This window comes from Stenotrophomonas sp. 10N36 (genome assembly GCF_056395005.1).
Map to the genome: position 1 here is coordinate 570972 of NZ_JBFTIS010000001.1, position 24591 is coordinate 595562.

Here is a 24591-nt window from a genome sequence, read left to right on the forward strand (position 1 = left end):
GGGCATTCTCGCACGCCCGGGTACAGCCGCCCCATCAACGACTGGCGCGACCAATCGCCACACCACCGCCACGCAGGCCGCCGCGCGACACCGTACGATAGGCGCCGTTTTCACGACTTCGCATGATCGCCATGGACAAGACCTACGACGCCGACTACTTCAAGCGCTGGTACCAGGCCGACCAGGCCGGCGGTGCCGCGCGCCTGGCGCGCAAGGTGGCCTTGGCCGTGGCCAGCGCCGAGTACTACCTGGAACGCCCGATCCGCAGCGTGCTCGACATCGGCTGCGGCGAAGGCGCGTGGCGGGCGCCACTGCTCAAGCTGCGCCCGCGCGTGCAGTACCTGGGCTTCGACAGCAGCGCGTACGCCATCCAGCGCTATGGCCGCAGCCGCAACCTGCACATGGCCAAGGTGGGCGACTTCGCCTGGTTGCGCCCGTGCGCGCCGGTCGACCTGCTGGTCTGTTCGGACGTGATGCATTACGTACCCAGCCGCGAGCTGCGACCGGCGCTGGACGGCTTCGCCGAACTCACCGGCGGTGTGGCATTCCTGGAGGCGTTCAGCGCCGAGGACGAATTCGACGGCGACCATGAAGGCTTCCAGGCGCGTCCGGCGCGCTGGTACCGCAGTGGCCTGAAGAACGCCGGTTTCACCGCGCTGGGCTCGCACTGCTGGCTGTCCCCCGCCTTGGCCGGGCATGCCGCCGCGCTGGAACGCGCCGACCGCTGAATCTCGATAACAACTGAGACGGACCCCGTATTAACGCGCCGATGCCGCCGGTAGGCTATGCTGCGCGGCAACATAAGACCATACATATTCGGACGCCATGCTCTATCAACTGCATGAGTTGACCCGCAACATGCTCGCCCCGTGGGTTCACCAGGCCCAGGCCAACGCCAAATTCTTCGCCAACCAGGGTCACTGGTGGTCGCAGATGCCCGGTGCCGATCGCCTGTCGGCGGTCAACGAGCTCTTCCATCGCATCGGCAAGGATTACGAGAAGCCCGAGTGGGGCATCAACGAAATCGAGGTCGATGGCGAGCGCGTGCCGATCGTGGTGCACGAGGAAGTCAGCAAGCCGTTCTGCAAGCTGCTGCGCTTCAAGCGCCACAGCAACGAAGCCGACCAGCTGCACACCATGCTCAACCAGCCGTTCGTGCTGGTGGTGGCGCCGTTGTCGGGCCACCACGCCACGCTGCTGCGCGACACCGTGCGCACGCTGCTGCGCGACCACCGCGTGTATGTCACCGACTGGGTGGACGCGCGCATGGTGCCGGGCAGCGAAGGCGAGTTCGGCCTGGACGATTACATCGCCTACGTGCAGGAATTCATCCGCCACCTGGGCGCGGACAAGCTGCACGTGGTGAGCGTGTGCCAGCCGACCGTGCCGGTGCTGGCGGCGGTGTCGCTGATGGCCAGCCGTGGCGAACCGACGCCGCGCACGCTGGTGATGATGGGTGGCCCGATCGATGCCCGCTGCAGCCCCACCGCGGTGAACAACCTGGCCACGCAGAACCCGTTGTCGTGGTTCGAGAACAACGTCATCCATACCGTCCCGGGCACCTACCCTGGCGCCGGTCGCCGCGTGTACCCGGGCTTCCTGCAGCATGCCGGGTTCCTGTCGATGAACCCGAGCCGGCACTTCAGTTCGCACTGGGATTTCTACGCCGACCTGGTCAAGGGCGACATGGAAGACGCCGACGCGCACCGTCGTTTCTACGACGAGTACAACGCGGTGCTGGACATGCCGGCCAAGTACTACCTGGACACCATCGAGGTGGTGTTCCAGCAGTTCCTGCTGCCGCGTGGCGAGTGGTACGTCAACGGCGAACACGTGAACCCGGCGGCGATCACCGGAACGGCCCTGCTGAGCATCGAGGGCGAGCTGGACGACATCGCCGGGCTGGGCCAGACCGAAGCGGCGCAGGCGCTGTGCAGCGGCATCCCGGCCGAGCACCGCGAGCATTTCATCGTGGAAGGCGCCGGCCATTACGGCATCTTCAGCGGCCGTCGCTGGCGCGAAACGGTGTACCCGAAGGTGCGTGATTTCTTCGCGGCCCATGCGCAGACCGCGGCGGCAAAGCCGAAGAAGGCCGCCAAGATCACCAGCAACGTCACCCCGTTGCGGCGCAAGGCGGGGTGATCGCGCGGGTACCGACCAACGGTCGGTACCTACCGGGGAAATGCGTTCGATGGCGCCCGTCGTTCGGCGCCGCCACCGGGTAGGTGACGACCGTTGGTCGTCACGGCCCCGTTCCGCGCCCCGGTGCGGCGGACTTCGCCACCCCACCGACCATCGAAGTTACAGCCGCACCAGCAGGTGCTTGGCCATCATCCCGTGCAGGCGGCCGATGCCGCGTGCCAGGTGCAGGGTGACGAACAGCAGCAGCACCCCGGCCACCGCCAGCAGCGGCGTAGCCCACATCGACAGCATCTGCTCGCCTTCGATGTAGATGCCCGGTATCTCACCGGTGAACAACGCCGCCACCGGCGCCCAGATGAAGCTCAGCGAGATCGACAGCAAGGTCACCGCGATGGTGAAGTACACGATGCCCAGCGGCAGCATCAGCACGAAGTACAGCAGCGTCAGCCAGGTGCGGCCATCGGTGAACATGTCGCCCACCCGCTGCAGCCAGCTGCGGCTGCGGTCGGAATAGGTCGGCCTGCGCGGCATGCGCTCGCCCAGCAGCGCTTCCACCAGCCGCCCTTCCAGCAGCGACAGGCCGCGGACCGAACCGAAGAACAGCACGGTGATCGGAATGCCGATGATCAGCACCATCAACCCCAACGACAGCGACAGCCCGGTCACCACCCAGGTAAAGAAGAACGTGCCGGTGGCCAGCGACAGCAGCATGTAGAACAGCGCCCCATAGGTGCGTGCCTCCAGCGCCACGCCGAAGAACCGGGCCAGCGCCGAACGCGGCTTGGGCGTGGCAGGCGGCGGCGTGCCGATGCTTGCCGCAGCCGCAGCCCCACCCACCGTGCCAGTGGCCACCACGGCCCGGCGCAGCGGCGCGGCACCCGCGCTGGGCGTCCGCAGCGCGCGGTTCACGGTAATTTCGGTTTCGCGGTAGATGTCGGCCACTTCTTCCGGCGCGCCGTAGCTGCTGGCGACGTCGGCGATCACCTCGGCCTCGCTGCGGCCGGGTTGCGCCGCCAGTTCGGAACGCAGGTACTCCTCAGCGTCGTACAACGCGTCCTGCACCATCGCCGGGTCGGCGTCATGCAGGGCGGCGCGCAGCTGCGCCAGGTACTCGGGAATGGTGGTCGGCAAGGCCCGACCGGCCACGGACGCGATGTTCATTCAATTACCCCTTCCAGGACGGAATCGACGGAATCACGGGTAGCGCGCCACGCGGCGGTCCATTGCCGGAGCACCTCACGGCCCGTGTCATTGATGCGGTAGTAGCGTCGCGGCGGACCGGCCATCGACGGTTCAACATGGCTTTCCAGCAACCCGGCCCCTTCCAGGTTGCGCAGCACCGGGTACAGCGCGCTCTGCTTGCCGCTCAGCACGCCTTCGCCGACCCGCTCCAGCTCCTTGGCGATCAGGTAGCCGTACAGCGGCTCGCCGGCCTTGGCCAGCACCGCAAGCAAGGCCAGCGAGACCGTGCCGGAGCTGAGCTCCTTCTGGAACTTCTTGAGGTAGGCATCGTGGTCGCTCATCGCGTTCTCCAACTAGCGTGGAGTCAACACTAGTGTGAAGTCCGGTATAGCGAATGTGCCCTTAGTCACCGTGCCGGTTGGACGCCACGCCGCCGCTGGTCGCAGCGGCCGCGCTTCGCGCACAATCGGCAGACACGTCCTGAACGGGTTCGCCATGTCGCCTTGCCGCACTGCCCTGCTTGCCCTCGCCCTTGCCTGCGCGCTGCCCACCACCGCCAGCGCGGCCACGCCTTACCGCAGCCCCCAGCAGATTCTGGATGCCTCCCCGGCCAGCGATTGGCGCACGCCGGATCCGGCCAACGTGCTGTACATGAACCTGCCGGCCGGGCGCGTCACGATCGAGCTGGCCCCGGCGTTCGCGCCCCAGCACGTGGCCAACATCCAGACGCTGGCGCACGAACATTTCTGGGATGGCGAGAGCATCTACCGGGCGCAGGACAACTTCGTGGTGCAGTTCGGCGACGCCGATGCCGACGATGCGGCCAAGGCCAAGCCCCTGGGCAGTGCCAAGCGCACGCTCCCGGCGGAGTTCCAGCGCGACAGCAAGGGGTTGAAGGTGAGCATGCTGCCCGACCGTGACGGCTGGGCCGACCAGACGGGCTTCGTCGATGGCTTCCCGGTGGGCCAGGACCGGCAGGACGGGAAGACCTGGCTGGCGCATTGTTACGGCGCGCTGGGTGCAGGCCGCAGCAACGAGGAAGACAGCAGCATCGGGGCGGAGCTGTACGTGGTGACGGGGCAGTCGCCGCGCCAGCTGGACCGCAACATCACGGTGGTGGGACGGGTGCTGCAGGGCATGGAGCTGCTGAGTGCGCTGCCGCGTGGTCCGGCGCCGATGGGCTTCTATGCCGACGCCGCGCAGCGCACGGCAATCCAGTCGATCCAGCGCGCCAGCGATGTGCCGGCGGCGCAACGGCCGAAGCTGGAGGTGCTGCGCACCGAGTCGAAGACGTTCGCCGATGTGGTGGAGGCACGCCGCAACCGGGTGGATGATTTCTACAAGCGCCCGGCGGGGCACATCGACCTGTGCAACATCGCGGTGCCGGTGCGATAAGGGCACACGCGTTGGCGTTTTGATTGTCTGCGCGCGCGGTCGGGTAGAGCCGACCGTTGGTCGGCTGCCCCTCGCCGCCACCGCACAACCTACCGCTTCTGCGACGCGGCCACGCTGCCCAGGATCAACGCACCGGCAACCACCATCGCCCCGGTCACCGCTTCGCCCAGGAACAACCACGCAAACAGCGCGCCGAACATCGGGACCAGGTAGGTGACGGTCGAGGCGCGGGCCGGGCCGATGCGGGCGATGAGGCGGTAGAACATCAGGAACGCCAGGCCGGTACACACCACGCCCAGGGCAATGGCGCAGGCCCAGGACACGGTCGGGATCGGGCCGGCGGGCCAGTGGGTAAGCGCCATCGGCAGCAGCGCGATGGCAGCGCACCCGAGGGTGGCCCCCGCGGATGCGGCCGGCGGCAAGCCGGTCATGTGCCGCTTCACCAGGTTCACCCCCAGGCCGTACAACAGCGCGGCCAATGCGCCGGCGATCACCGCCGCGCCGATGCTCAGCCCGGACACCTTGGCGGTGGCCAGCACCACCACGCCGGCAAAGCCGACCAGCAGCGCGATGGCGCGGCGCATGCCGATCTTCTCGCCGAAGAACAGGAAGGCAATCAGCGCGGCGAACAGCACGGTCATGGCATTGCAGATCGCCCCGATCGCAGCCGGGGCGTGTTGCGCGGCCCAGGCGAACAGCACGAACGGGATCGCGGAGTTGATCACGCCGATGGGCGCCAGCCACAGCCAGCGCCGCGCCGGGAACTGCGCGCGGGCTTGCCACAGGAACGGCAGCAGCACGAGCGCGCCCAGCAGCAGCCGCACCTCCACCAGCGCATAGGGGCCGAAGCTGGGCACCGCCACGCGCATGAACAGGAACGAGCAGCCCCAGATCGCGCCCAACACGGTCAGCTCCAGCGGGGTACGCCAGTCGCGTTCGACCACGGCGCTGGCCAGCGGTGCGCCGCTCATGGCCGCACCCCGGACAACAGGCAGATGCGTGGCTGAATGGCGGTCGCGGACGGCAACATGGGGGCGGCTCCAAGGGACAGGGACACAGCATCCGCCTACCGGAACGGGCCTACAAGCGCGTAGTATCCGGGCAAGCCACAAATCTCATTTGGGTCTCGCCCATGATCCTGCGCCCTGCCTTGCTGCCCGCGCTGGGGGTCTTCGCGGTCGCCGCGCGCCACCAGAATTTCGCCCATGCCGCCGAAGAGCTGCACCTGACCGCCAGTGCGGTCAGCCACCACGTGCGCAAGCTGGAAGTAGTGCTGGGCACGGTCCTGTTCCAGCGCCACGCGCGCGGGGTGCGGTTGACCGCCGAGGGCCGCCAGCTGGCCGATGCCGCCGCCGCGGCGTTGAGCGATCTCAATGCGGTGGCCGGCAACTTGCATCCCCAGGCCGACATCGTGCCGCTGCGGGTGACCACCATCCGTTCGCTGTCGTACTGCTGGCTGGTGCCCCGGTTGGCCCGCTTCACCGCCCAATACCCGCAGGTGCGCATCGAACTGCAGACCAGTACCGAGCTGGTGCGTTTCGACGAGGCCGGTCCGGAGCTGGGCATCCGCTACGGGCTGGGGCAATGGCCCGGCCTGCGCGCGCATCACCTGATGGACGACGCGCTGTGCCCGGTCGCGTCGCCCGCGTTGGCCGGCGTGGCGGCCCTGCGCGAACCGGCGCAGATCGCGGCGTTACCCCTGATCAGCGACATGTCACCGCAGGGCTGGCGCGACTGGTTCCGCGCCGCCGGGGTGCGCGGCCTGGAACTGCCCTCGGTGCATTCGTTCAGCGACAGCACCGACGCGATGCGCGCGGCCGTCTATGGCATCGGCGCGGTGCTGGCGCGCAAGCACATCGCCCAGCCGTATCTGCAACGCTATGAACTGGTGCGGTTGCCGGGCCCGGCCCTGAAGGCGCGCTATGCCTATTACGTGGTGCATGCCGAACACCGCCCGCTCAGCCCGACCGCAGTGGCCTTCATGGACTGGCTCAAACGCGAAGCGCTGGATGAGCGCACGCCGATACCGGCGCTGCCGGATGAACTGCTGGGCGCTACCGCACTGTCCGGTGCGCGGTAGCGCCCATCCTCACCCGGCCTTGTCCACGCGCTGGCTAGGCTGGAGTTCCTTTCCCCCAAGGCGTGTTCCATGGCCCTGTTGCGACTCAGAATTACCGGCAGCGATGACGACGCGCGTGCCATCACCGACCTGCTGCAGAGCATCGAAGGCATCGAGCATGTCGAGGAAACCGACGACCTGATGCCGCACATGGACGATGACGATTCCAGTTCGGCCGGCCTGTCCGACGACATCGGCCCGGGCATCCACGAGCTGGAAGTGGAGGTGGGCAATGCGCTCGCCGCCCAGCGCGTGCGCGATGCGGTGCAGGAACTGGCGTTGGAGCTGGATGTGTTCGTGGAATACGAGCACGACGAAGGCTGATCGCTGCGCGGTGCCGGCCTTGACCGGCACCGCGCCTTGCCGCGTCAGCTGGCCCGTGCGGCCAGGCGGCGCTTGCGGCGGCGCCACAGCATGCTGCCGATCCAGGCAAACACCCAGGCCACCACCGCCCACGGCAGCAACGCCGACAGCGCGCGGATCAGGAAGGCCACACTGGTGGTCAGCACGGCGCCGGACTCGCTCAATGCTTCGCCGATCTGGCTGCGGCTGCGCTGCCCGGACGGGGTGTGGAACTGCATCGTCACCAGCTGCGTGTCGATACGGCGGTGCTGCTGGGCCGCCTCCTTGTTGGCCTGCTCCACCCCGGCCTCGATCTCCGAGAGGCGCTGGGTGATGGTGAGCAGGTCGGCCAGCTTGATGTCCTTGCTGTCCTGGTAGGCCAGCAGCCGCTCGTGTTCCTTCTGCAGGCGCGCCTTGGTCAGCGCGGTGTCGGCCACCTGCTGGGCGAGGTCTTCGGCATGGGTGTTGCGCGAGGCCACCTCACCGCCCTGCCCGGCCAGCCCGATCAGTGGCTCAACCCCCTTGGGCGCGATCCGCACCTTGACCGAACCGCTGGGGTATTCGCCGCCCTGCTGGCCCACCTGCAGGACCGCGCAGTCACCGAACCGCGCGGACTGGCACGCCTCGGCGATCTGCTTCACGCGCGGGGCGATGCCGGCCGCGTCCAGGGTGATGTCYAGATCGTGTTCGTAGGCCAGCATCGCCCCTTCCGGCGATGCCAGTGCACCGGCGCCCGCGTCGGCGGCCGCTTCGCCGTGATTCTGGGCCGCACAGCCGGCCAGCCCGAGCACCAGCATCCCTGCCCATGCACCCTTGGGGTGCCACATCGTCCGTTTCATTTATTTGCTTGCTCCGTCGAAGCGATTGATCGTAAGCCCGTCCAGGTCCACCCCGGGCAGGCAACGTACGTTCACCGCCACCATTTTGCTTCCACTGCGGGGGTCCACGCCCTCGCTGAACGGGGCGGTGCCACAGGTGCGGCAATGGTGGTGTTCCAGGTGGTGCTGGTTGAACTGGTAGGTGGCCACGTCGGCCGGATCGGTGGTCAGCCGCAGCGCTTCGCGCGGGCCGAACCACAGCAGGCCACCGCGGCGACGGCACAGCGAACAGTTGCAGTCCAGGGCCTCGGTGATCGGCTCGGCCGCCTCGACCACGAACGCGATCTGCCCGCAATGGCAGCTCCCTTCGTACTGCATGGCGCACCCTCCGGCTGGGAAAGGGCCATGGTAATCCAATGGCACGGGCGCGGCCGGGCGCGGGGGCCTATGCTCGGCGATTGACCACAGCACAGGATCGCCGATGCGCCAGCATCTTCTCGCCCTCGCCCTGATCGCCGCCCTCGGCGGCTGCCAGCAGGCCGACGCCCCGACCGCCGCCCCCGGTACGCCGGCCGCCGCTGCATCCGCCGGCGACGCCGCCGTGGACGCCGCCTTCGCCGACCTGTCCAAGCGCGCGCTGGATACCTGGATGCAGTTGTCGCCGATCAGCGCCACCCAGATCGGCGACCACCGCTACGATGCGGAGATCGACGACCTGAGCGCCGCCGGCCAGCAGAAGATGTTGACGGCCTACAAGGGCCTTGTCGCCGACCTGGACCGCATCGACGTCAGCAAGCTCTCGCGCGAGAACCAGGTGGACGCGGCGATCCTGCGCAACCAGCTGCAGTCGGAAATCTGGAGCGCCGAGGTGCTGCAGTCGTCCAAGTGGGATCCGCAGATCTACAACGGCGTAGCCGGCAGCGCGATCTACGGCCTGATGGCACGCGAGTTCGCACCGCTGCCCGAGCGCCTGAAGTCGGCCACCGCGCGCATGGAGAAGTTGCCGCAGATCTTTGCCCAGGCCCGCGAAAACCTGGACCCGGCCCGCGTGCCGAAGATCCACGCCGAGACCGTGGCCAAGCAGAACCGCGGCATCCTCAGCATCGTCGATACCTTCATTACCCCGCACATCGGCGAGCTGCCGGCCGAAGACGGCAAGCGCCTGCAGGCGGCCATCGATGGCTTGAAGAAGGCTGTTGAAGAGCAGCAGACCTGGCTGGACAAGACCCTGGTGCCGAATGCCAAGGGCGACTTCCGCATCGGTGCGGAGCTGTACGACCAGAAGCTGAAGTTCGCCTTGAACTCCTCGCTGTCGCGCGCCGAGATCGGTGAGCGCGCGCGCGCCGAACTCAAGCGCGTGCGCCAGGACATGTACGGCATCGCGCAGACCGTGCTCAAGGACAAGCCCGGTGCCCCGGCACTGCCGGCCAACCCGAGCGATGAACAGCAGCAGGCCGCGATCGAAGCGGCGCTGGAGCTGGCCTACGCCGACAAACCGGCCCGCGACAAGGTGGTCGACGATGCCAAGGCCGCGCTGGCGCAGTCCACCGAGTTCGTGCGCAAGCATGACCTGATGACCCTGCCCGATTCGCCGGTGGACATCATCCTGATGCCGGAGTTCCAGCGCGGCGTGGCCGTGGCCTACTGCGATTCGCCGGGCCCGCTGGACAAGAACCTGAAGACCTTCTACGCGGTTTCGCCGATTCCCGACGACTGGACCGACAAGCAGGTCGACTCGTTCCTGCGCGAATACAACAGCCGCATGATCCACCTGCTGAGCATCCACGAAGGCACGCCGGGCCATTACCTGGAAGGCTGGCATTCGGGCAAGTTCCCCTCCACGCTGCGCGCGGTGCTGCGTTCGGGCCTGTTCGCCGAAGGCTGGGCGGTGTACACCGAGCGGATGATGCAGGAGCAGGGTTACCTGGACAACGATCCACTGTTCCACCTGGTGCAGCTGAAGTTCTACCTGCGCACCATTTCCAACGCGATCCTGGACCAGGGCGTGCACGTGGACAACTGGACGCGTGAGCAGGCGATGCAGCTGATGACCCACGATGCCTTCCAGCAGGAAAGCGAAGCGTCGGGCAAGTGGGTGCGCGCGCAGCTGACCTCGGCCCAGCTGCCGACCTACTTCGTCGGTGCGCAGGAACACTTCGACACCCGCAAGGCCGTGCAGGACAAGCAGGGCGCGAAGTTCAACCTGAAGGCCTACCACGACCAGATGCTGTCCTACGGCGCCCCGCCGGTGCGCTTCGCGCGCCAGCTGATGCTGGACCAGCCGATCGAGTAAACCCGCCTGGTTCCTCGTCAGACAGGCAACGGCCCGGTGCGAACCGGGCCGTTTTTTTGTGGGGGTTTCGTAGAGCCGGGTTCTACCCGGCTGCCGGCGCCACGCAACAGCAGGAGCAGCCGGGTAGAACGCCCACAACCGCGCGTACAGGCCGCCGGCCGCGATCAACTCAGCGTGCGTGCCGGTTTCCACGATGCGGCCCTGGTCCATCACCACCAGCCGGTCCATGCGCGCGATGGTCGACAGACGGTGCGCGATGGCAATCACCGTCTTGCCCGCCATCAGCTCGTCCAGATTGTCCTGGATGGCCGCTTCCACTTCCGAGTCCAGCGCCGAGGTCGCCTCGTCCAGCACCAGGATCGGCGCGTCCTTGAGCAGCACGCGTGCGATTGCGATGCGCTGGCGCTGGCCACCGGACAGCTTCACCCCGCGCTCGCCCACGTGCGCGTCGTAGCCCTGGCGGCCTTCGCCATCACGCAGGGTGTCGATGAACGCCTCCGCACGCGCCTTGGCCACGGCCGCGCGCAACTGCGCGTCTGTGGCGTCGGGGCGGCCGTACAGCAGGTTGTCGCGGATCGAACGATGCAGCAGCGAGGTGTCCTGGGTCACCACGCCGATCTGCCGGCGCAGGCTTTCCTGGGTGACGCTGGCGATGTCCTGGCCGTCGATGCGGATCTGCCCGCTTTCCAGGTCGTACAGACGCAGCAGTACATTCACCAACGTGGACTTGCCCGCACCCGACGGCCCGACCAGGCCGATCTTCTCGCCCGGCTTCACGTCCAGGTTGAGCCCGGCGATCACCCCGCCGGTCTTGCCGTAGTGGAAGTGGATGTGGTCGAAATGCACCCCGCCCTGCGTCACCTGCAGCGCGGTCGCATCGTCGCGGTCCTGCACGGTCAACGGCTGGGAAATGGTGGTGATGCCGTCCTGCACCGTGCCGATGTCCTCGAAGATCCCGTTGATGGTCCACATGATCCAGCCGGACATGTTGTGGATGCGGATCACCAGCCCGGTTGCCAGGGTGATGGCGCCCACGCTGATGTGCCCGCCATTCCACAGCCACAGCGCCAGGCCGCAGGTGCCGGCGATCAGGAAGCCGTTGACGATGGCGATGGTCAGGTCCATGCCGGTGGTCACCCGGGTCTGCCGGCGGTGCTTGGCCGCCAGCTCATCGATCGCCTCGGCCACATACGCCTGCTCGCGCCCGCCGTGGGCGAACAGCTTCAACGTGGGAATGTTGGTGTAGCCGTCCACGATCCGGCCCATCGCCTTGGAACGCGCTTCGGAGGCGATCCAGGCGCGCTCCTTCGCACGCGGCACGAAGTACCACATGATCACCACGTAGGCGGCCATCCACAGCAGCAGCGGAATCATCAGCCGCCAGTCGGCCTGCGCGAACAGGTACAGCGCCGTGCCGGTGTACACCACGATGTACCAGAGCGAATCGACCATCTGCACGGCCGATTCGCGCAGCGAGGTACCGGTCTGCATCACCCGGTTGGCCATGCTGCCGGCGAAATCGTTCTGGAAGAAGCTCAGGCTCTGCCGCACCACGTAGTTGTGCATCAGCCAGCGCGAGCGGTTGCTCAGCCCCGGCACGATGGCCTGGTTGACCAGCAGGTTGTGCAGGCCCACCAGCACCGGGCGCAGCAGCACGGTGATGACCACCATCCACAGCAGCTCGTTGGCGTGGCGCTGGAAGAACCCGGCACCGGGTTGTTCGGCCACCATGTCCACGATGCGGCCGAGGAAGTCGAACATCGCCACTTCCACCAGCGCCAGCAGCAGCCCGGCAATCAGCGTGGCCAGCAGCACCGGCCACACCGGGCGCAGGTAGTGGATGTAGAACGGCACGACCTTGCGCGGTGGCATGCGCCCGTCGATGGGCGGAAAAACCGGAATCAGCGACTCGAACCAGCGGAACATTCCATTACCCCGAAGCAAAGCAGGCCGCGATTATCCCACCGCGGCCTGCTGCATGCCTTTACCTGCAGCTCACGCCGCGCGTGCGGTTCAGCCCTTGGCGTCGGCCTTGATCGGCACCAGCAGCAGATCCTGGAAATCGAAGCTGAAATCGGTCAACGACGAGACGGCCTGCATGCGCACATCGCGGACCTTGCCATCCGGGTCCAGGCTGAAGGTAACGAAGGCATCAGCGTTGAGCGAGCGGTCGTCCCAGCGCACGATGAAGGTGTCGTGCTGCCAGTGCTCCAGTTTGCCCACCAGCTGCGCGGTCTTGCCGAAGCGCAGGCGCAGTTTGCCGGCGCTCTGCTCGACGAAGACGTCGCCATACCACGCGTCACGATAGCCGCCAGCGTAGTTTGCGAGCGGCAACGAGGGCGTGGATTTCGCGTCGCGTGCGGCCTGGTGGGTGGCCCAGCCTTCATCGGCCTTGTCCTGCGCCTTGGCCACGGCCGCGGCATAGGCCGCCACCCAGTCGGTCTGCGGTGCACTCAGGTAGGCGTCCAGCACGTCCATGGTGATGGCGTTGAAGGCCGCGCCCACTTCCTGGTTGGTCAGCACCACGATGCCCAGCTTCTGTTCGGGCACCAGCGTCACCCGCGACACCATGCCCGGCCAGCCGCCGGTATGCCAGACCAGTTTCTGGCCGCGGTAGTCGCTCAGGCTCCAGCCTTCGCCATAGCCGGCGAAGTTCGGGCGCGCGGCCGCCAGCTGCGGCACGCTCGGCTCGGGCACCACCTGGGGGGTGATCATCTGCCACATGCCCTGCTGGCTCTTGGCGCTGAACAACGCGGTGCCGTTTTCCAGCGTGCCGTGGGCCAGCTGCACGTTCATCCAGCGCGCCATGTCATGCACGCTGGAATAGATGCCGCCCGCACCGGCGTTGTTGGACCAGGTCAGCGGCGCCACCGTGCGCAGCGCCTTGAAGTCGTACTTGGCATGGCCAATGGCGGCGTTGTCGCCCGGCTGCAGGTGGTCGGCGTTGTAGCGGGTGCCGGCCATGCCAACCGGGGTGAAAATGTGCTGCTGCAGGAAATCGGCGTAGGACTGCCCCGATACCTGCTCGATCACCTGCTGGGCCACCGCATACAGGATGTTGTCGTAGGCGTAGCGGTCACGGAAACCGGCCTTCAGCGGCACCTTGGCCAGGCGCGCAACCACTTCCTGGTTGCTGTACGTCGTGGTTGGCCAGAACAGCAGATCGCCCGCGCCCAGGCTGAGCCCGCTGCGGTGCGAGAGCAGGTCGCGGATGCGCATTTCGCCGGTGACGTAGGCGTCGGACATGCGGAACCCGGGCAGGTGGTCGATCACCCGGTCGTCCATCTTCAGCTTGCCCTGCTCGGCCAGCAGGTTCAGCGCGGTGGCGGTGAAGGCCTTGGTATTGGAGGCGATGGCGAACAGGGTATCGGCCTGCACCGGTGCCGGCTTGCCCAGCTCGCGCACGCCGTAGCCGCGCTCGAACACCACCTGGCCATCCTTGACCACTGCCACCGCGATGCCGGGTACGTCGAATGTGCTGCGCGCACGCTCGACCGTGGCGTCCAGCCGCTGCAGTTCGGTCGGCACCGCCGCCGATGCCAAAGGTGCGCATGCCAGCAGCACAACGCCTCCGATCCAGGATGTGTTCAAGCAGTGTCTCCAGTTGCGTGTCGCGGGGGCGTTGAGGCGCGCAGGCGCGCCTTGGGCCGGGTTTCGCACGATGGTAACGCGGGGGCGCTCAGGCTCGCCTGTGCCAGAAGGCGGACCGCCCCGGAGCCCTGTATGACCGCGCCTGCCGACACCGTATCCACCGTCATTCCCTGCCTGCGCTATCGCGATGCGCACGCCGCCATTGCCTGGCTGCAGCGCGCGTTCGGCTTCGAGCCGCAGGCGGTGTATGCCGATGGCGAGGTCGTGCACCACGCGCAGCTGGTGTACGGCCACGGCATGATCATGCTCGGCTCGGTCGACAACGCCAGCGAGTGGGGGCGCTACAGCGTGCACCCCGACGAGGTGGACGGCCGCCAGACCCAGAGTGCCTGCGTGATCGTGGCCGACCCGGATGCGCACTACGCGCGCGCCGTGGCCGCCGGCGCGCAGGTGGTGATGGACATCGCCGACCAGGCCTATGGCGGCCGCGGCTACGCGTGCCGCGACCTGGAAGGCTACCTGTGGTGGTTCGGCAGCTACGACCCGTGGCGTGCCCACGCGGGCGACGCATGACGGCGGCAGGACGCATCCGTACCGGCATCGGCGGCTGGGTGTTTCCAGGTTGGCGCGGCGGAACGTTCTATCCGGCCGGCCTGGCGCAACGCGAAGAGCTGGCGCACGCGAGCCGGGCGCTGGGCTGCATCGAGATCAACAGCACCTTCTACCGGGCACAGAAGCCGGCCATCTACACCCAGTGGCGCGAGCAGACGCCGCCCGGGTTCCGTTTTTCGGCCAAGGCCCCCCGCACCATCACCCAGACCCATGACCTGACGACGGTAGCCACGCGTGCGGAGGCCTTCATCGATGGCATCGTGGCGCTCGGCGATCGGCTCGGACCGCTGGTGTGGCAGTTCGGCGACACCCATCCGGCGGGCGCGCAGGAGTTCGACCGGTTCCTGGCGCAACTGCCGCGCGAGGCCGACGGGCGCGCGTTGCAGCACGCGCTGGAGGTGCGCAACCCGGCCGCGTGGAGCGCGGAACTGGTGGCGGTGGCGCGCACGCACAACGTCGCGCTGGTGTTCAGCGGCTCCAACGACTACCCCAGCTTTGCCGACCCCACCGCGGACTTCGTGTACGCGCGGCTGATGCATGCGCGCGCGAACCTGCGCGCGGGCTACCCGGAGCGCGCGTTGGAACAGTGGTGCCTGCGTGCGATGCGCTGGGCCCGCGGCGAGGACAATCCGGACCTGCCGCATGTGGCCGCCGAAGCGCCGACGTCGGGCCCGCGCGAGGTGTACATGCTGTTCATTGGTGCGGCCAAGCAGCGCAATCCCGGCGCGGCGATGGCGTTGCGCGACCAGTTGGCGCGCGTAGGCGCCACGTAGAGCCGACCGTTGGTCGGCTGCCGTTGCGGCCTGCGTCATACCCGTATCGACCAACGGTCGATACCTACCGCACGGTGCTTGATCGCGCGCCCATCCGCATGTCGATCCGCCACAGCAGCGCGGCCAGGGCCACGAAGGCCAGCCCCACTACCGCCGCGTTGCGTGCCACGCCCACCGCACCCAGCGCCGCCAGATCCAGGAACGGATATGGGTACTGCCCGCTCCACCGCCCCACCAGCAGCGCCCAGCCCAGGTAGAGCGCCGGGAACAGCAGCACGCCGCCCAGCTGGCGCCAGCGCAGTTGGCCATGCGGGCCGGCCAGCCAGCCCAGCAGGTACAGCACGGGCACCACGTAGTGCAGGCCGGTGTCGGCCCACCAGTGCAGGCCCTGCGGATGCCACAGCGTGCGCAGCACCAGCACGTAGACCAGGCCGGTGATGCCGATATACACCGCCACCGCGGCGCTGGGTGCCGGGGCGGCCATGCCGTCGGTGCGTCCCCGCAGGCGCGCCAGACAGACGGCAGCCACGCCGATGTTGCTGAGAATGGTGAAGTAGCCCAGCAGCCGCAGCAGTGCCTGGCCGCTGCCGGCGGTGGCCCCCACCGAGGCCAGCAGCACCGCGTACTGGAGTGTGATCGAGGCGACCGCAACGACGGCGGTCAGGCCGGCCCAGGCGCGCACCTTGGCAGAGGGCACGGCAGGCGCGGCAGCGGGCGCACGCGGGGAGTCGGCAGAGGTCTGCATGTGCGCAGGATGCCATGACAGCTGCCGCGCCGTTGTCGCGGTCGGCCGCGGCTTGCCGCACAATATCGCGATGCCGATGACCGATACCCGCCGCGCGCTGCTGCAAATCCATTTCTGTGTGCTGCTGTGGGGCATTACCGCCATCCTCGGCAAGCTGATCACCCTGCCCGCGTTGCCACTGGTGTGGTGGCGGATGCTGCTGGTGGTGGCGATGCTGGCCGTGCTGCCGCGGGTCTGGCGCGGCCTGCGCCAGCTGTCGCCGGCGCTGTTTGCCGGCTACTGCGGGGTCGGCGCGCTGGTCGCGCTGCACTGGCTGACCTTCTATGGCGCGGTGAAGCTGGCCAACGCATCGGTGGCCGCCACCTGCATCGCACTGGCCCCGGTGTTCACCGCGGTGATCGAACCGTGGGTGGCCAAGCGGCCGTTCCAGCTGCGCGAACTGGCCTTCGGCATCGCCGTGCTGCCGGGCGTGGCGCTGGTGGTGGGTGGCGTGCCGCATGGCATGCGCCTGGGGGTCTTTATCGGGGCGCTGTCGGCGCTGCTGGTGGCGGTGTTCGGGTCGCTTAACAAGCGCCTGGTAAGCCACGCCGACCCGCTCACGGTGACGGCGCTGGAACTGGGTGCCGGCACCGTTACCCTGACCGTGCTGGCACCGCTGCTGCCGTTCCTGCTGCCGCCGCTGGCCAGCCCGTTGTGGGTGGTGCCCAGCCTGCACGACGGCGTGCTGCTGCTGGTGCTGGCCGGGGTCTGCACCCTGCTGCCGTTTGCGCTGGCCCTGGTCGCGCTGCGCCACATCAGTGCCTACACCTCGCAGCTGGTGACCAACCTGGAGCCGGTGTACGCGATCCTGCTGGCGATGGTGCTGCTCAGCGAGCAGCGTGAACTGACCCCGGTGTTCTACGTCGGCGTGGCCATCATCGTTGGCGCGGTGTTCCTGCATCCGTTGTTGAACCGGCGCAAGCGCGTGCAACACCCGGAGATCCTGGGCACGGCCGAGGCGCACAACGTCGTCGATTGAACGTCGCAGCGTGCCGACCGGCGGCAGCCACCTAGCGCGCCGGCCAGTGCCAGGCGGGTGCGTCCAGCAACCCCTGCCCCATCACCTCGGTTCGGCTGAACGGCTTGTGCAGCCCGATGGTATGGCAGGCCGGTGCTTCCTGCAGGGCGGCGATCAGCCGGCTGGCGTGCGACACCACCCACAGCTGGCTGCGTACACTTGTCGCGATGATCAGCCGCGCCAGCGCGGGCAGCAGGTCCGGGTGCAGGCTGGTTTCCGGTTCGTTGAGCACCATCAGCGGTGGCGGTCGCGGCGTATGCAACGCGGCGACCAGCAGCAGGTAACGCAGCGTGCCGTCGGACAGTTCCGTTGCCGCCAAGGGCCGCAGCAGACCTGGCTGTAGAAACTTGAGCGCCAGGCGTCCTTCGTGTGCGTCGATGTGCACCTGTGCGCCCGGAAAGGCATCGTCCACCGCACGCACCAGCGCAGGCGCGTCGCCGATTTCCAGGATGGTCTGCCAGGCGGCCGCCAGGTCGTGGCCGTCGTGGCTGAGTACCGGGGTGCGGATCGCCAGCGTGGGCTGCCGTGCCGGCGCGCCGCTGTCGGTGCGGAAATGATCGTGGAAGCGCCAACGCCGGATGTACTCGCGCAGCTGCATCACTTCCGGCATGCGCTGGGGGTCGGCCAGCTGGGTGAAAAAGCTGTCGAAGGCCGACAGCGGTTCGTCCAGCCCTTCCCAACCGTGGCCGCTGCGGCGCCGCACGCGCGCACCACGGCGCTCCACCAGCAGCGTGCTGCTGCGCAGGAACGGCCCGGCCCAGATGCATTCGGACTTGATCTGCGGTTCCAGATCGAACATCGACTGGCTGGGCACGGGCAGCCCAAGGTCGATGGCATAGCCGAACGTCTCGGCGGCGAAGCCCAGCCGCAGCGACACCGGCTGCGTGCGCGCCGTGCCCTGCACCGGGATCTCGCCCTGGCGCATGCGCCGGTCGATCTGCTCGGGGCCGGCCCACAGCGCCGAGCCCAGCCCGCCCTCGCGGGCCAGGGCCGCGGCCACGCCGCCCTGCGCGGTCTCCGCCAACAGCCGCAGCGCGCGGTACAGGCTGGACTTGCCGCTGCCATTGTCGCCTGTGACCAGGTTCAGGCGCTCCATCGGCACCACCAGCTGGTGCAGGGAGCGGTAGTTGGCAATGGCAAGGGTCTGCAGCATGCGCAGGGCTCGGCGAGGAAGGCCTGGCAGTCTGCGCCAGCGCGTTCGCAGGCGGTGCGACGCGCCTAGTCTGCGCGCACCACCCGGTTGCGGCCTTCATGCTTGGCCCGGTACAGCGCCGCGTCGGCACGCGCCAGCGTCTGGTCCACGCCATCGCCATGGCGATGCGCGGCCACCCCGATGCTGATCGTCAACGGAATGCCCAGCGGCAGGTCGGCCACGGCCATGCGCAGGAAGTCGCACTGCAGCTCGGCGGTACCCAGCGGGGTGTCGGGCATCAGCACCACGAACTCTTCGCCCCCGTAGCGCGCGGCCAGGCCCTGCCCGGCGAAATGCGCGCGCAGCAGGCGCGACAGTTCGGCCAGCACGTGGTCGCCGGTGGCGTGGCCGTACAGGTCGTTGACGTTCTTGAAATGGTCGATGTCCAGCAGCGCCACGGCGGTCTGCCGCGGCTGTCCGTCCGCATCGGTGACCGCCGCTTCCAGCGCCAGGCTCATCGCCCGCCGGTTGGGCAGCCCGGTCAGTGGATCGGTGCGGCTCTGCTCGGCCAGGTCGGCATTCTGCTGTTCGAGCAGGGCGTTGTATTCGGACAGGCGCTGTTCGTACCAGGCCCGGTCACGCATGTGCTGCTGGATCTCGTAGGCGTAGCGGCGCAGCTCCATCACCAGCGAGACCTGGCGCGACAACGCCGCCAGCGCCTGGGCCTGGTCGGGCCGCAGGTGTCCCGGGTTGGCGTCGAACACGCACAGCGTGCCCAGCGGCAGGCCATCGAAACTGAGCAGCGGCGCGCCTGCGTAGAAGCGGATATGCGGGTCGTTGACCACCACCGGGTTGTCGAAGAAACGCGGGTCCTGTTGCGCGTCTTCCACCACCATGACCTGGTCGGGCTGCAGGATCGCATGGCCGCAGAAGGAGATGTCGCGCGAGGTTTCGGTGGCATCCAGCGCCTGGCGCGCCTTGAACCACTGCCGGTCGCGGTCGATCAGGGTCACCGCCCCCATGTGGGTGCCGCACAATGCCGTGGCAATGGTGACCAGATCCTCGAAGGATCGCTCTTTGGCGGTATCCAGGATCTGGTAGCGCTGCAGCGCCAGCAGGCGCTGCTCTTCGTTGTCCGGCAGGGACGGCTTGATCATCGGCGGCAGGCAGGCGGGCTGGTTGTGCCTGCGCAGTCTAGCCGGACGGCCGGCTCATCGCGTGATGCGCGTCCTTACCATTCCAGCTGTTTGGGCAGCAGGCCCTTGAGCTCGGCGTCGGTCAGGTTGCGCCACTGGCCCGGCTTGAGCGCGCCCAGCTTGATGTTGTCGATGCGCACCCGGCGCAGCTGGGTGACGCGGAAGCCGAAGGCGGCGGCCATCAGGCGGATCTGCCGGTTCAGGCCCTGCTGCAGGGTGATCCGGAAGCCGAACTTGGCCAGCTTGCTGGTGCGGCACGGCAGCGTGGTTTCATCGTGGATACGAACGCCGCGGGCCATGCCACGCAGGAACTCGTCGGTGACCGGCTTGTTGACCGCCACCATGTATTCCTTCTGGTGGCCGTTCTCGGCACGCAGGATCTGGTTGACGATGTTGCCGTTGCTGGTCAGCAGGATCAGGCCTTCGGAATCCTTGTCCAGGCGGCCGATCGGGAAGATCCGCTGCTCGTGGCCGACGAACTCGACGATGTTGCCCTTGACCGTGCTTTCGGTGGTGCAGGTGATGCCGACCGGCTTGTTCAGCGCGATATAGACATGTTTGCGGCCACCGGCCTTCTTCGCTTCACGGGCGCGCAGCGGCTGGCCGTCGACCAGCACCACGTCACCCTCGCCAACCACCGCACCGGTGCCGGCCGGGTGGCCGTTGACGGTGACGCGGCGTTCGCCGATCAGGCGGTCGGCTTCACGCCGGGAACAGAAGCCGGTTTCGGCGATGTGTTTGTTGAGTCGGATTGTCATCGGCCCATTATCCGGCAAACCCGGGCCGTGCAGGGCACCGGCTGTTCACACATGCAGGGGCGCGTCGGCCGGGGCAGCCTGGTCGGCGTCGAATACCTGGTTGCGACCGGCCCGCTTGGCGCAGTACATGGCGTGGTCGGCACGGCGCAGCAGCGAGGCCAGGTCGTCGTCGTCGCCGTCGCCGCGCAGCACGGCCAGGCCGATGCTGCCCGACACCTCCAGCCCCGGCACGGCCAGCACCCGGGTCACCGCCTGCACCTGCTGGCGCACGGTTTCCAGGCGGGCGAAGGCGCTGGCACGGCTGGCGCCCGGCAGCAGCACCAGGAACTCCTCACCGCCCATGCGGATCACATCGTCGTGGTTGCGCACCGAATCGCGCAGCTGGCGCGCCACCGCCACCAGCACCTGGTCGCCCACGGCATGGCCGAACTGGTCGTTGATGTCCTTGAACAGGTCGATGTCCAGGAACCCGATCGCCAGCGGCTGTTCGTCCTGGACGGCGCGTTCCAGGTACTGCGCCAGCTTGCGCAGGCCGGCGCGTCGGTTCGGCAGGCCGGTCAGGGCATCGGTATCGGCCAGCTGGCGCAGTTCGTCGCGTTGCTGGCGCAGCCGGCCCAGGCGCAGGTTGAGCGCGTAGGCGGCCATCATCAGGAACCAGGTGACGGCCAGCTGCAGCGACTCGATCCGGTAGGCCACCAGCCACTGCGCGTGCAGCGCATCGGCGATGATCATGATCCACCAGGGCGCCAGTGCGCTCAGCCCGGCCAGCGCGTAGCGGTCGCGGTGCAGCACGCCCCAGCTGCCGGCGGCCAGGCAGCCCAGGCAGCCCAGTACGAACACCGCTTCCAGTCCGGCGGCCACACCCGGCAACATCGCAAAGCGCATCCAGGGCACGCCCAGCCCCAGCGCGAACAAGCCCCACATCAGCACATGCTGGGCCGGCCGCGAACGCGGCCAGCGACGGTCGCCGCCACACAGGCGCCACAACACGGGCAGCAGCACCGCCTCGGTAAGGGCACTCAACGACACCAGCCACCACGAGGCCCGGTTCTCGACCGGCAACCACGGCTCGGGATACCCGCTCAACCCGCCCAGCACGGCCTGCCACAGCACCAGCAACAGGCAGATGGCCACGTAGATCAGGAACGAGCGGTCCTTGGTGGTCACATAGCCCATCAGCGCCGACAGCGCCAAGGCAATGGCCACCGCCACGCAGGCCGCGCGCACCAGCAGCCGGGCGGTGTCGTCCTGCTGCACCGGGCTGGGCGCGCCCAGCTGCACGGTGGGAATCCAGCGGGGTTTGATCGGCGCGGCCCACGACACCACGATCGGTTCGTGATCGCCGGCAGTGGGCACCACCACCATGCCCACCCCGGCCCGGAAGCGGGAATCGCGGGTGCGCGCGTCATGCATGCTGCCGCAGATCTGGCGGTCGCCGTGGCTGATGCGCACTTCGCCGGCCAGCACCCCGAACACGTCCACCGCCTGCGGCTCACCGGACCAGCCGCCCGCGGGCGCGGGCACGTGCAGCACCTGCTGGTGGCGGGCCAGCACTTCGGCAGTGCAGGCGCGCTGGGGCGTGCGTTCGGCGGTAGCGGCGCCCAGCAGCAGCACGTCGGTGCCTACCCGGCTGGTGGCGGCGAGCACGGTGTCGGCGGCCGCCCAGGCGGGCAGCAACAGCAGGGCCAGCAGTAGCTGCACTGCGCCCCATTCCATCCACCTGCCGCGCCATCCCCTCACACCGTGCCCCACCCTCGATGCCGCCACGCAGGTCGCGTGTCGCCCCTGGCGGGGATTATCGCCCGAACCTGGCGCTTTCACGCGGCACGTCGCCGCGGGCCCGGCGGGCCATTGGTCTCATGGCAGGCCCGGCCGCCCTTCCGATGGCAACGCACTGCGCCCCGGCCACAGCGCCGGCTGGGTCATCCGCTCCAGCGCCATCGGACGCTCGATCGCATACCCCTGCAGCCCGTCCACCCCCAGCACCTGCAGCTGTTCGGCGACCTCGGTCGATTCCACCCATTCGGCAATCACGGTCATGTGCAGCTCGCGGCCGATCTCGGTGATCGCGCGGACCGCGGCGCGGCTGACCGGATCGATATCCATGTCGCGCACGAATACGCCGTCGATCTTGAGCATGTCCGCCGGCAGCTGGCGCAGGTAGCCAAACGAGGACAGCCCCGAGCCGAAGTCATCCAGCGCTACCTGGCAACCGCGCGCCTTGACCGCTTCGATGAAGCTGCGTGCCTGGGCCAGGCTGCTGATCGCGGCGGTTTCGGTGACCTCGAAGCAGAGCTTGCGCGCCAGCCCGCGGTTGCGCTCGAGCAGGTCGCAGACGAAGGCCAGGAAGCTGGGCTCGGCGATGGACTGCGCCGACACGTTGACGTTGCACAGGCCCAGCCGCTGCACGTGCGCCGGGCACACCTGCAGGTGGCGGAACAGCAGCCCCAGCACGTGCCGGTCCAGTGCCATGCCCATGCCATAGCGCTCCACGGCCGGCATGAACTCACCGGGGGCCTGCAGCAGGCCGTCGGGGTTGCGCATGCGCACCAGCACTTCGTAGTGCAGGAAGCCCGGATCGCCAACGCGCTCGATGCGCTGCGCATACAGCAGCATGCGGTTCTCGGCGATGGCACTGGTCACCCGCGCCAGGCGTTCGGCTTCCTGCCGGCGCTCGTCCAGCGCCATGCGGCTTTCGTTGTAGCAATGCACGCGGTTGCGCCCGGCTTCCTTGGCGGCATAGCAGGCACTGTCGGCCGCACTCATCAGCCAGTTGACGTCCACCGCCTCGCGGGTGACCTCCACCACGCCGATGCTGCAGCTCACCCGCAGGCTGCCGTCGCCGTGCTGGAAGTTGGCCTGGCCCAGCGAACGCACGATCCGCTGCAGCACCTGCTTGGCCTCGTCCTGGGCCGCATTGGCCAGGAACAGCGCGAACTCGTCGCCGCCCAGCCGCCCTACCCAGTCACCCTCGCGCACCGACCCCACCAGGTAGTCGGCGAAGTTGCGCAGCAACTGGTCGCCCGCGGCGTGGCCCAACCCGTCGTTGACCAGCTTGAAATAGTCCAGGTCGATGTAGCACAGGCTGTGCACGCCGCCATGGTTGCGCACGTCGATCAGGGCCTGCTCCAGCAGGCGTTCGATCTCGCGCCGGTTGATCAGCCCGGTCAACGGATCGTGGCTGGCGTGGTGTTCCACTTCGCGGGCCAGCGCATGGTTCTGTGAGACGTCTTCCACGATGGCGAACACCGACACCTCGCGGCCGGCCGTGCGCACCAGCGTGCCGCTCCAGCGCCCCCACATCAGCCCGCCATCGGCGCGCCGGAAGCGCAGCTCGGCCGGGCGCAGCTGGCGACTCCAGTCGATCTGGCCGGCGTCGTCGAGCACCAGTTCGCCCTCGGCCACCAGGTCCTGCATGGACAGCCCGAGCAGCGCCTCGCGCGAGTAGCCCAGGATGTCGGCCATGGCCTGGTTGACCTCCATGACGCCACCGGCCTGGTCGAACTTGAGCATGCCCACCGTGGCCTGGTAGAAGGCCGCACGGAAGCGGCTTTCCTGTTCCAGCAGGTCGTGCCGCACCCGTCGCGACAGCATCACGGCCACGAGGGTGATCAACAGCACCGACAATCCGCCCACCAGCAAGGTGGTGATGCGCACGATCGAGGCCGTGCGCTGCAGCGACATCGAAAAGGCCTTGGCACGGGCCTGCAGGTCACGATCCAGGGCCTGCAACTGGTCCAGCAGCATCGCCTGGGTGACCGGCTCGACCTCGCCGCGGGCATGCAGCGCCTGTCCCGCGCCGACCAGCCCGGCCAATTGCAGCAGGGGGACGTCGGTCTGTCGCCACAGCCGCACCGCATCCTTGAAATAGCCCAGGTGGCCCAGGTAGCGGAACGACAGGATCAGGCGGTTGATGTCACCGGGCGCGTTGCCGCCAGCCAGGAACCCGCGCCGGGCCCGGGCCAGGTCGGCGTCGTCCTGCTCCAGCGCACGCCGCGCGTCCAGGTCGCCCAACGGCACGGTCAGCGCCTGGCGCGCCTCGGCCAGGTCACGCGGCCGACCGTGGGTGATATAGCGGTTGAGCGCGAAGCTGGCCTGCTGCTGGCTGCGTGACCAATGGCTCTGCCCGACGATCCACGCGGTGGACGCGGCCTGCAGCTCCTGGATCAACGCCGAAATGCCCACCAGGCCGATCGCCATGCCGGTCAGCAGGACGAAGCGCAGGGTCAATCCCCGCGTGAGGTACGGTACTGCCGTTGCACCAACATCCCTGCCAGTTGCCAGCATCGCGGATCCCCCCGGAGCCGTGGAGTGGGTGGTGTATCGAGCCCATCAACGGTCAGGCTAGATCGGGAGATGTTGAAACGGTGCGAAACCGGCCGGCGGCGCGTTGCGGCATTTCCGCCCCCCGGAAACGACAACGCCAGCCCGAAGGC

General features: G+C 68.3%; 21 protein-coding genes and 1 pseudogene. 9 read left to right on the forward strand and 13 right to left on the reverse strand.

Annotation, left to right across the window (positions count from 1 at the left end; all coding sequences use genetic code 11):
- Positions 1-131: 131 nt before the first annotated feature.
- Both AC1DCJ_RS02655 and AC1DCJ_RS02660 read left to right on the forward strand, forming a co-directional pair.
- The gene (locus AC1DCJ_RS02655; RefSeq protein WP_038692386.1) at positions 132-728 is read left to right on the forward strand and encodes a class I SAM-dependent DNA methyltransferase; all 597 of its coding nucleotides are present in this window, start codon (positions 132-134) and stop codon (positions 726-728) included.
- Between the two features lie 97 nt (positions 729-825).
- Positions 826-2142 carry a polyhydroxyalkanoate depolymerase gene (locus AC1DCJ_RS02660; protein WP_137188986.1) on the forward strand — a complete coding sequence of 439 codons (1317 nt, stop codon included), beginning with the start codon at positions 826-828 and terminating at the stop codon, positions 2140-2142.
- A gap of 159 nt (positions 2143-2301) precedes the next feature.
- On the opposite strand, the gene AC1DCJ_RS02665 is transcribed toward AC1DCJ_RS02660, so the two are convergent.
- Together AC1DCJ_RS02665 and AC1DCJ_RS02670 are read right to left on the reverse strand one after the other, a co-directional pair.
- Positions 2302-3303 carry a sensor domain-containing protein gene (locus AC1DCJ_RS02665; protein ID WP_313425822.1) on the reverse strand — a complete coding sequence of 334 codons (1002 nt, stop codon included), beginning with the start codon at positions 3301-3303 and terminating at the stop codon, positions 2302-2304.
- Entirely contained in the window at positions 3300-3665 is a 366-nt protein-coding gene (locus AC1DCJ_RS02670; RefSeq protein ID WP_038689494.1) for a PadR family transcriptional regulator, read from the reverse strand. The genes AC1DCJ_RS02665 and AC1DCJ_RS02670 overlap by 4 nt, the downstream gene beginning before the upstream one ends.
- Positions 3666-3819: 154 nt before the next feature.
- On the opposite strand from AC1DCJ_RS02670, the gene AC1DCJ_RS02675 reads away from it, so the two are divergent.
- On the forward strand, positions 3820-4719 hold the full coding sequence (locus AC1DCJ_RS02675; protein ID WP_478070012.1) for a peptidylprolyl isomerase: 900 nt from the start codon (positions 3820-3822) through the stop codon (positions 4717-4719).
- A gap of 89 nt (positions 4720-4808) precedes the next feature.
- Here AC1DCJ_RS02675 and AC1DCJ_RS02680 read toward each other — a convergent pair whose 3' ends face one another.
- Positions 4809-5690 (reverse strand): DMT family transporter, encoded by an 882-nt coding sequence (locus tag AC1DCJ_RS02680; protein ID WP_478070013.1) that lies wholly within the window; start codon positions 5688-5690, stop codon positions 4809-4811.
- Positions 5691-5851: 161 nt separating this feature from the next.
- Between AC1DCJ_RS02680 and AC1DCJ_RS02685 the strand changes: the two genes are divergently transcribed.
- Together AC1DCJ_RS02685 and AC1DCJ_RS02690 are read left to right on the forward strand one after the other, a co-directional pair.
- Positions 5852-6799 (forward strand): LysR substrate-binding domain-containing protein, encoded by a 948-nt coding sequence (locus AC1DCJ_RS02685; RefSeq protein WP_478070014.1) that lies wholly within the window; start codon positions 5852-5854, stop codon positions 6797-6799.
- A gap of 69 nt (positions 6800-6868) precedes the next feature.
- Entirely contained in the window at positions 6869-7162 is a 294-nt protein-coding gene (locus tag AC1DCJ_RS02690; protein ID WP_038689504.1) for a hypothetical protein, read from the forward strand.
- A gap of 44 nt (positions 7163-7206) precedes the next feature.
- Here the strand turns inward: AC1DCJ_RS02690 and AC1DCJ_RS02695 are convergent, their stop codons facing one another.
- Positions 7207-8007, reverse strand: a complete 801-nt coding sequence (locus tag AC1DCJ_RS02695; protein ID WP_414715994.1) for a DUF4349 domain-containing protein — start codon at positions 8005-8007, stop codon at positions 7207-7209.
- A 12-nt stretch (positions 8008-8019) separates the two neighbouring features.
- Complete coding sequence (locus AC1DCJ_RS02700; RefSeq protein ID WP_428711245.1) at positions 8020-8376, reverse strand: GFA family protein; 357 nt, start codon at positions 8374-8376, stop codon at positions 8020-8022.
- Between the two features lie 103 nt (positions 8377-8479).
- Here AC1DCJ_RS02700 and AC1DCJ_RS02705 point away from each other — a divergent pair, with 103 nt between their 5' ends.
- Complete coding sequence (locus tag AC1DCJ_RS02705; RefSeq protein ID WP_478070128.1) at positions 8480-10291, forward strand: DUF885 domain-containing protein; 1812 nt, start codon at positions 8480-8482, stop codon at positions 10289-10291.
- A gap of 129 nt (positions 10292-10420) precedes the next feature.
- On the opposite strand, the pseudogene smrA reads toward AC1DCJ_RS02705, so the two are convergent.
- A pseudogene (gene smrA / locus AC1DCJ_RS02710) lies at positions 10421-12217 on the reverse strand (multidrug efflux ABC transporter SmrA); the annotation flags it as partial.
- Positions 12218-12304: 87 nt separating this feature from the next.
- Positions 12305-13882: a serine hydrolase gene (locus AC1DCJ_RS02715; RefSeq protein ID WP_478070015.1), complete on the reverse strand. Its 1578-nt coding sequence runs from the start codon at positions 13880-13882 to the stop codon at positions 12305-12307.
- Between the two features lie 132 nt (positions 13883-14014).
- On the opposite strand from AC1DCJ_RS02715, the gene AC1DCJ_RS02720 reads away from it, so the two are divergent.
- The gene (locus AC1DCJ_RS02720; protein WP_137188974.1) at positions 14015-14455 is read left to right on the forward strand and encodes a VOC family protein; all 441 of its coding nucleotides are present in this window, start codon (positions 14015-14017) and stop codon (positions 14453-14455) included.
- Positions 14452-15267, forward strand: a complete 816-nt coding sequence (locus AC1DCJ_RS02725) for a DUF72 domain-containing protein (protein WP_478070016.1) — start codon at positions 14452-14454, stop codon at positions 15265-15267. The genes AC1DCJ_RS02720 and AC1DCJ_RS02725 overlap by 4 nt, the downstream gene beginning before the upstream one ends.
- A 64-nt stretch (positions 15268-15331) precedes the next feature.
- Here the strand turns inward: AC1DCJ_RS02725 and AC1DCJ_RS02730 are convergent, their stop codons facing one another.
- Positions 15332-16012 carry a Pr6Pr family membrane protein gene (locus AC1DCJ_RS02730; RefSeq protein WP_478070017.1) on the reverse strand — a complete coding sequence of 227 codons (681 nt, stop codon included), beginning with the start codon at positions 16010-16012 and terminating at the stop codon, positions 15332-15334.
- A gap of 70 nt (positions 16013-16082) precedes the next feature.
- On the opposite strand from AC1DCJ_RS02730, the gene AC1DCJ_RS02735 reads away from it, so the two are divergent.
- The gene (locus AC1DCJ_RS02735) at positions 16083-17030 is read left to right on the forward strand and encodes a DMT family transporter (RefSeq protein ID WP_478070018.1); all 948 of its coding nucleotides are present in this window, start codon (positions 16083-16085) and stop codon (positions 17028-17030) included.
- Between the two features lie 31 nt (positions 17031-17061).
- Here AC1DCJ_RS02735 and AC1DCJ_RS02740 read toward each other — a convergent pair whose 3' ends face one another.
- The 5 genes from AC1DCJ_RS02740 to AC1DCJ_RS02760 all read right to left on the reverse strand — a co-directional run bounded on the left by AC1DCJ_RS02740 (position 17062) and on the right by AC1DCJ_RS02760 (position 24442).
- Positions 17062-18222 carry an AAA family ATPase gene (locus AC1DCJ_RS02740; protein ID WP_478070019.1) on the reverse strand — a complete coding sequence of 387 codons (1161 nt, stop codon included), beginning with the start codon at positions 18220-18222 and terminating at the stop codon, positions 17062-17064.
- Between the two features lie 65 nt (positions 18223-18287).
- Entirely contained in the window at positions 18288-19358 is a 1071-nt protein-coding gene (locus tag AC1DCJ_RS02745; RefSeq protein WP_137188969.1) for a sensor domain-containing diguanylate cyclase, read from the reverse strand.
- Between the two features lie 74 nt (positions 19359-19432).
- Complete coding sequence (locus tag AC1DCJ_RS02750) at positions 19433-20155, reverse strand: pseudouridine synthase (protein WP_038689523.1); 723 nt, start codon at positions 20153-20155, stop codon at positions 19433-19435.
- A gap of 45 nt (positions 20156-20200) precedes the next feature.
- Positions 20201-21871 carry a sensor domain-containing diguanylate cyclase gene (locus tag AC1DCJ_RS02755; protein ID WP_478070020.1) on the reverse strand — a complete coding sequence of 557 codons (1671 nt, stop codon included), beginning with the start codon at positions 21869-21871 and terminating at the stop codon, positions 20201-20203.
- Between the two features lie 141 nt (positions 21872-22012).
- Positions 22013-24442: a putative bifunctional diguanylate cyclase/phosphodiesterase gene (locus AC1DCJ_RS02760; RefSeq protein ID WP_478070021.1), complete on the reverse strand. Its 2430-nt coding sequence runs from the start codon at positions 24440-24442 to the stop codon at positions 22013-22015.
- Positions 24443-24591: the final 149 nt, after the last annotated feature.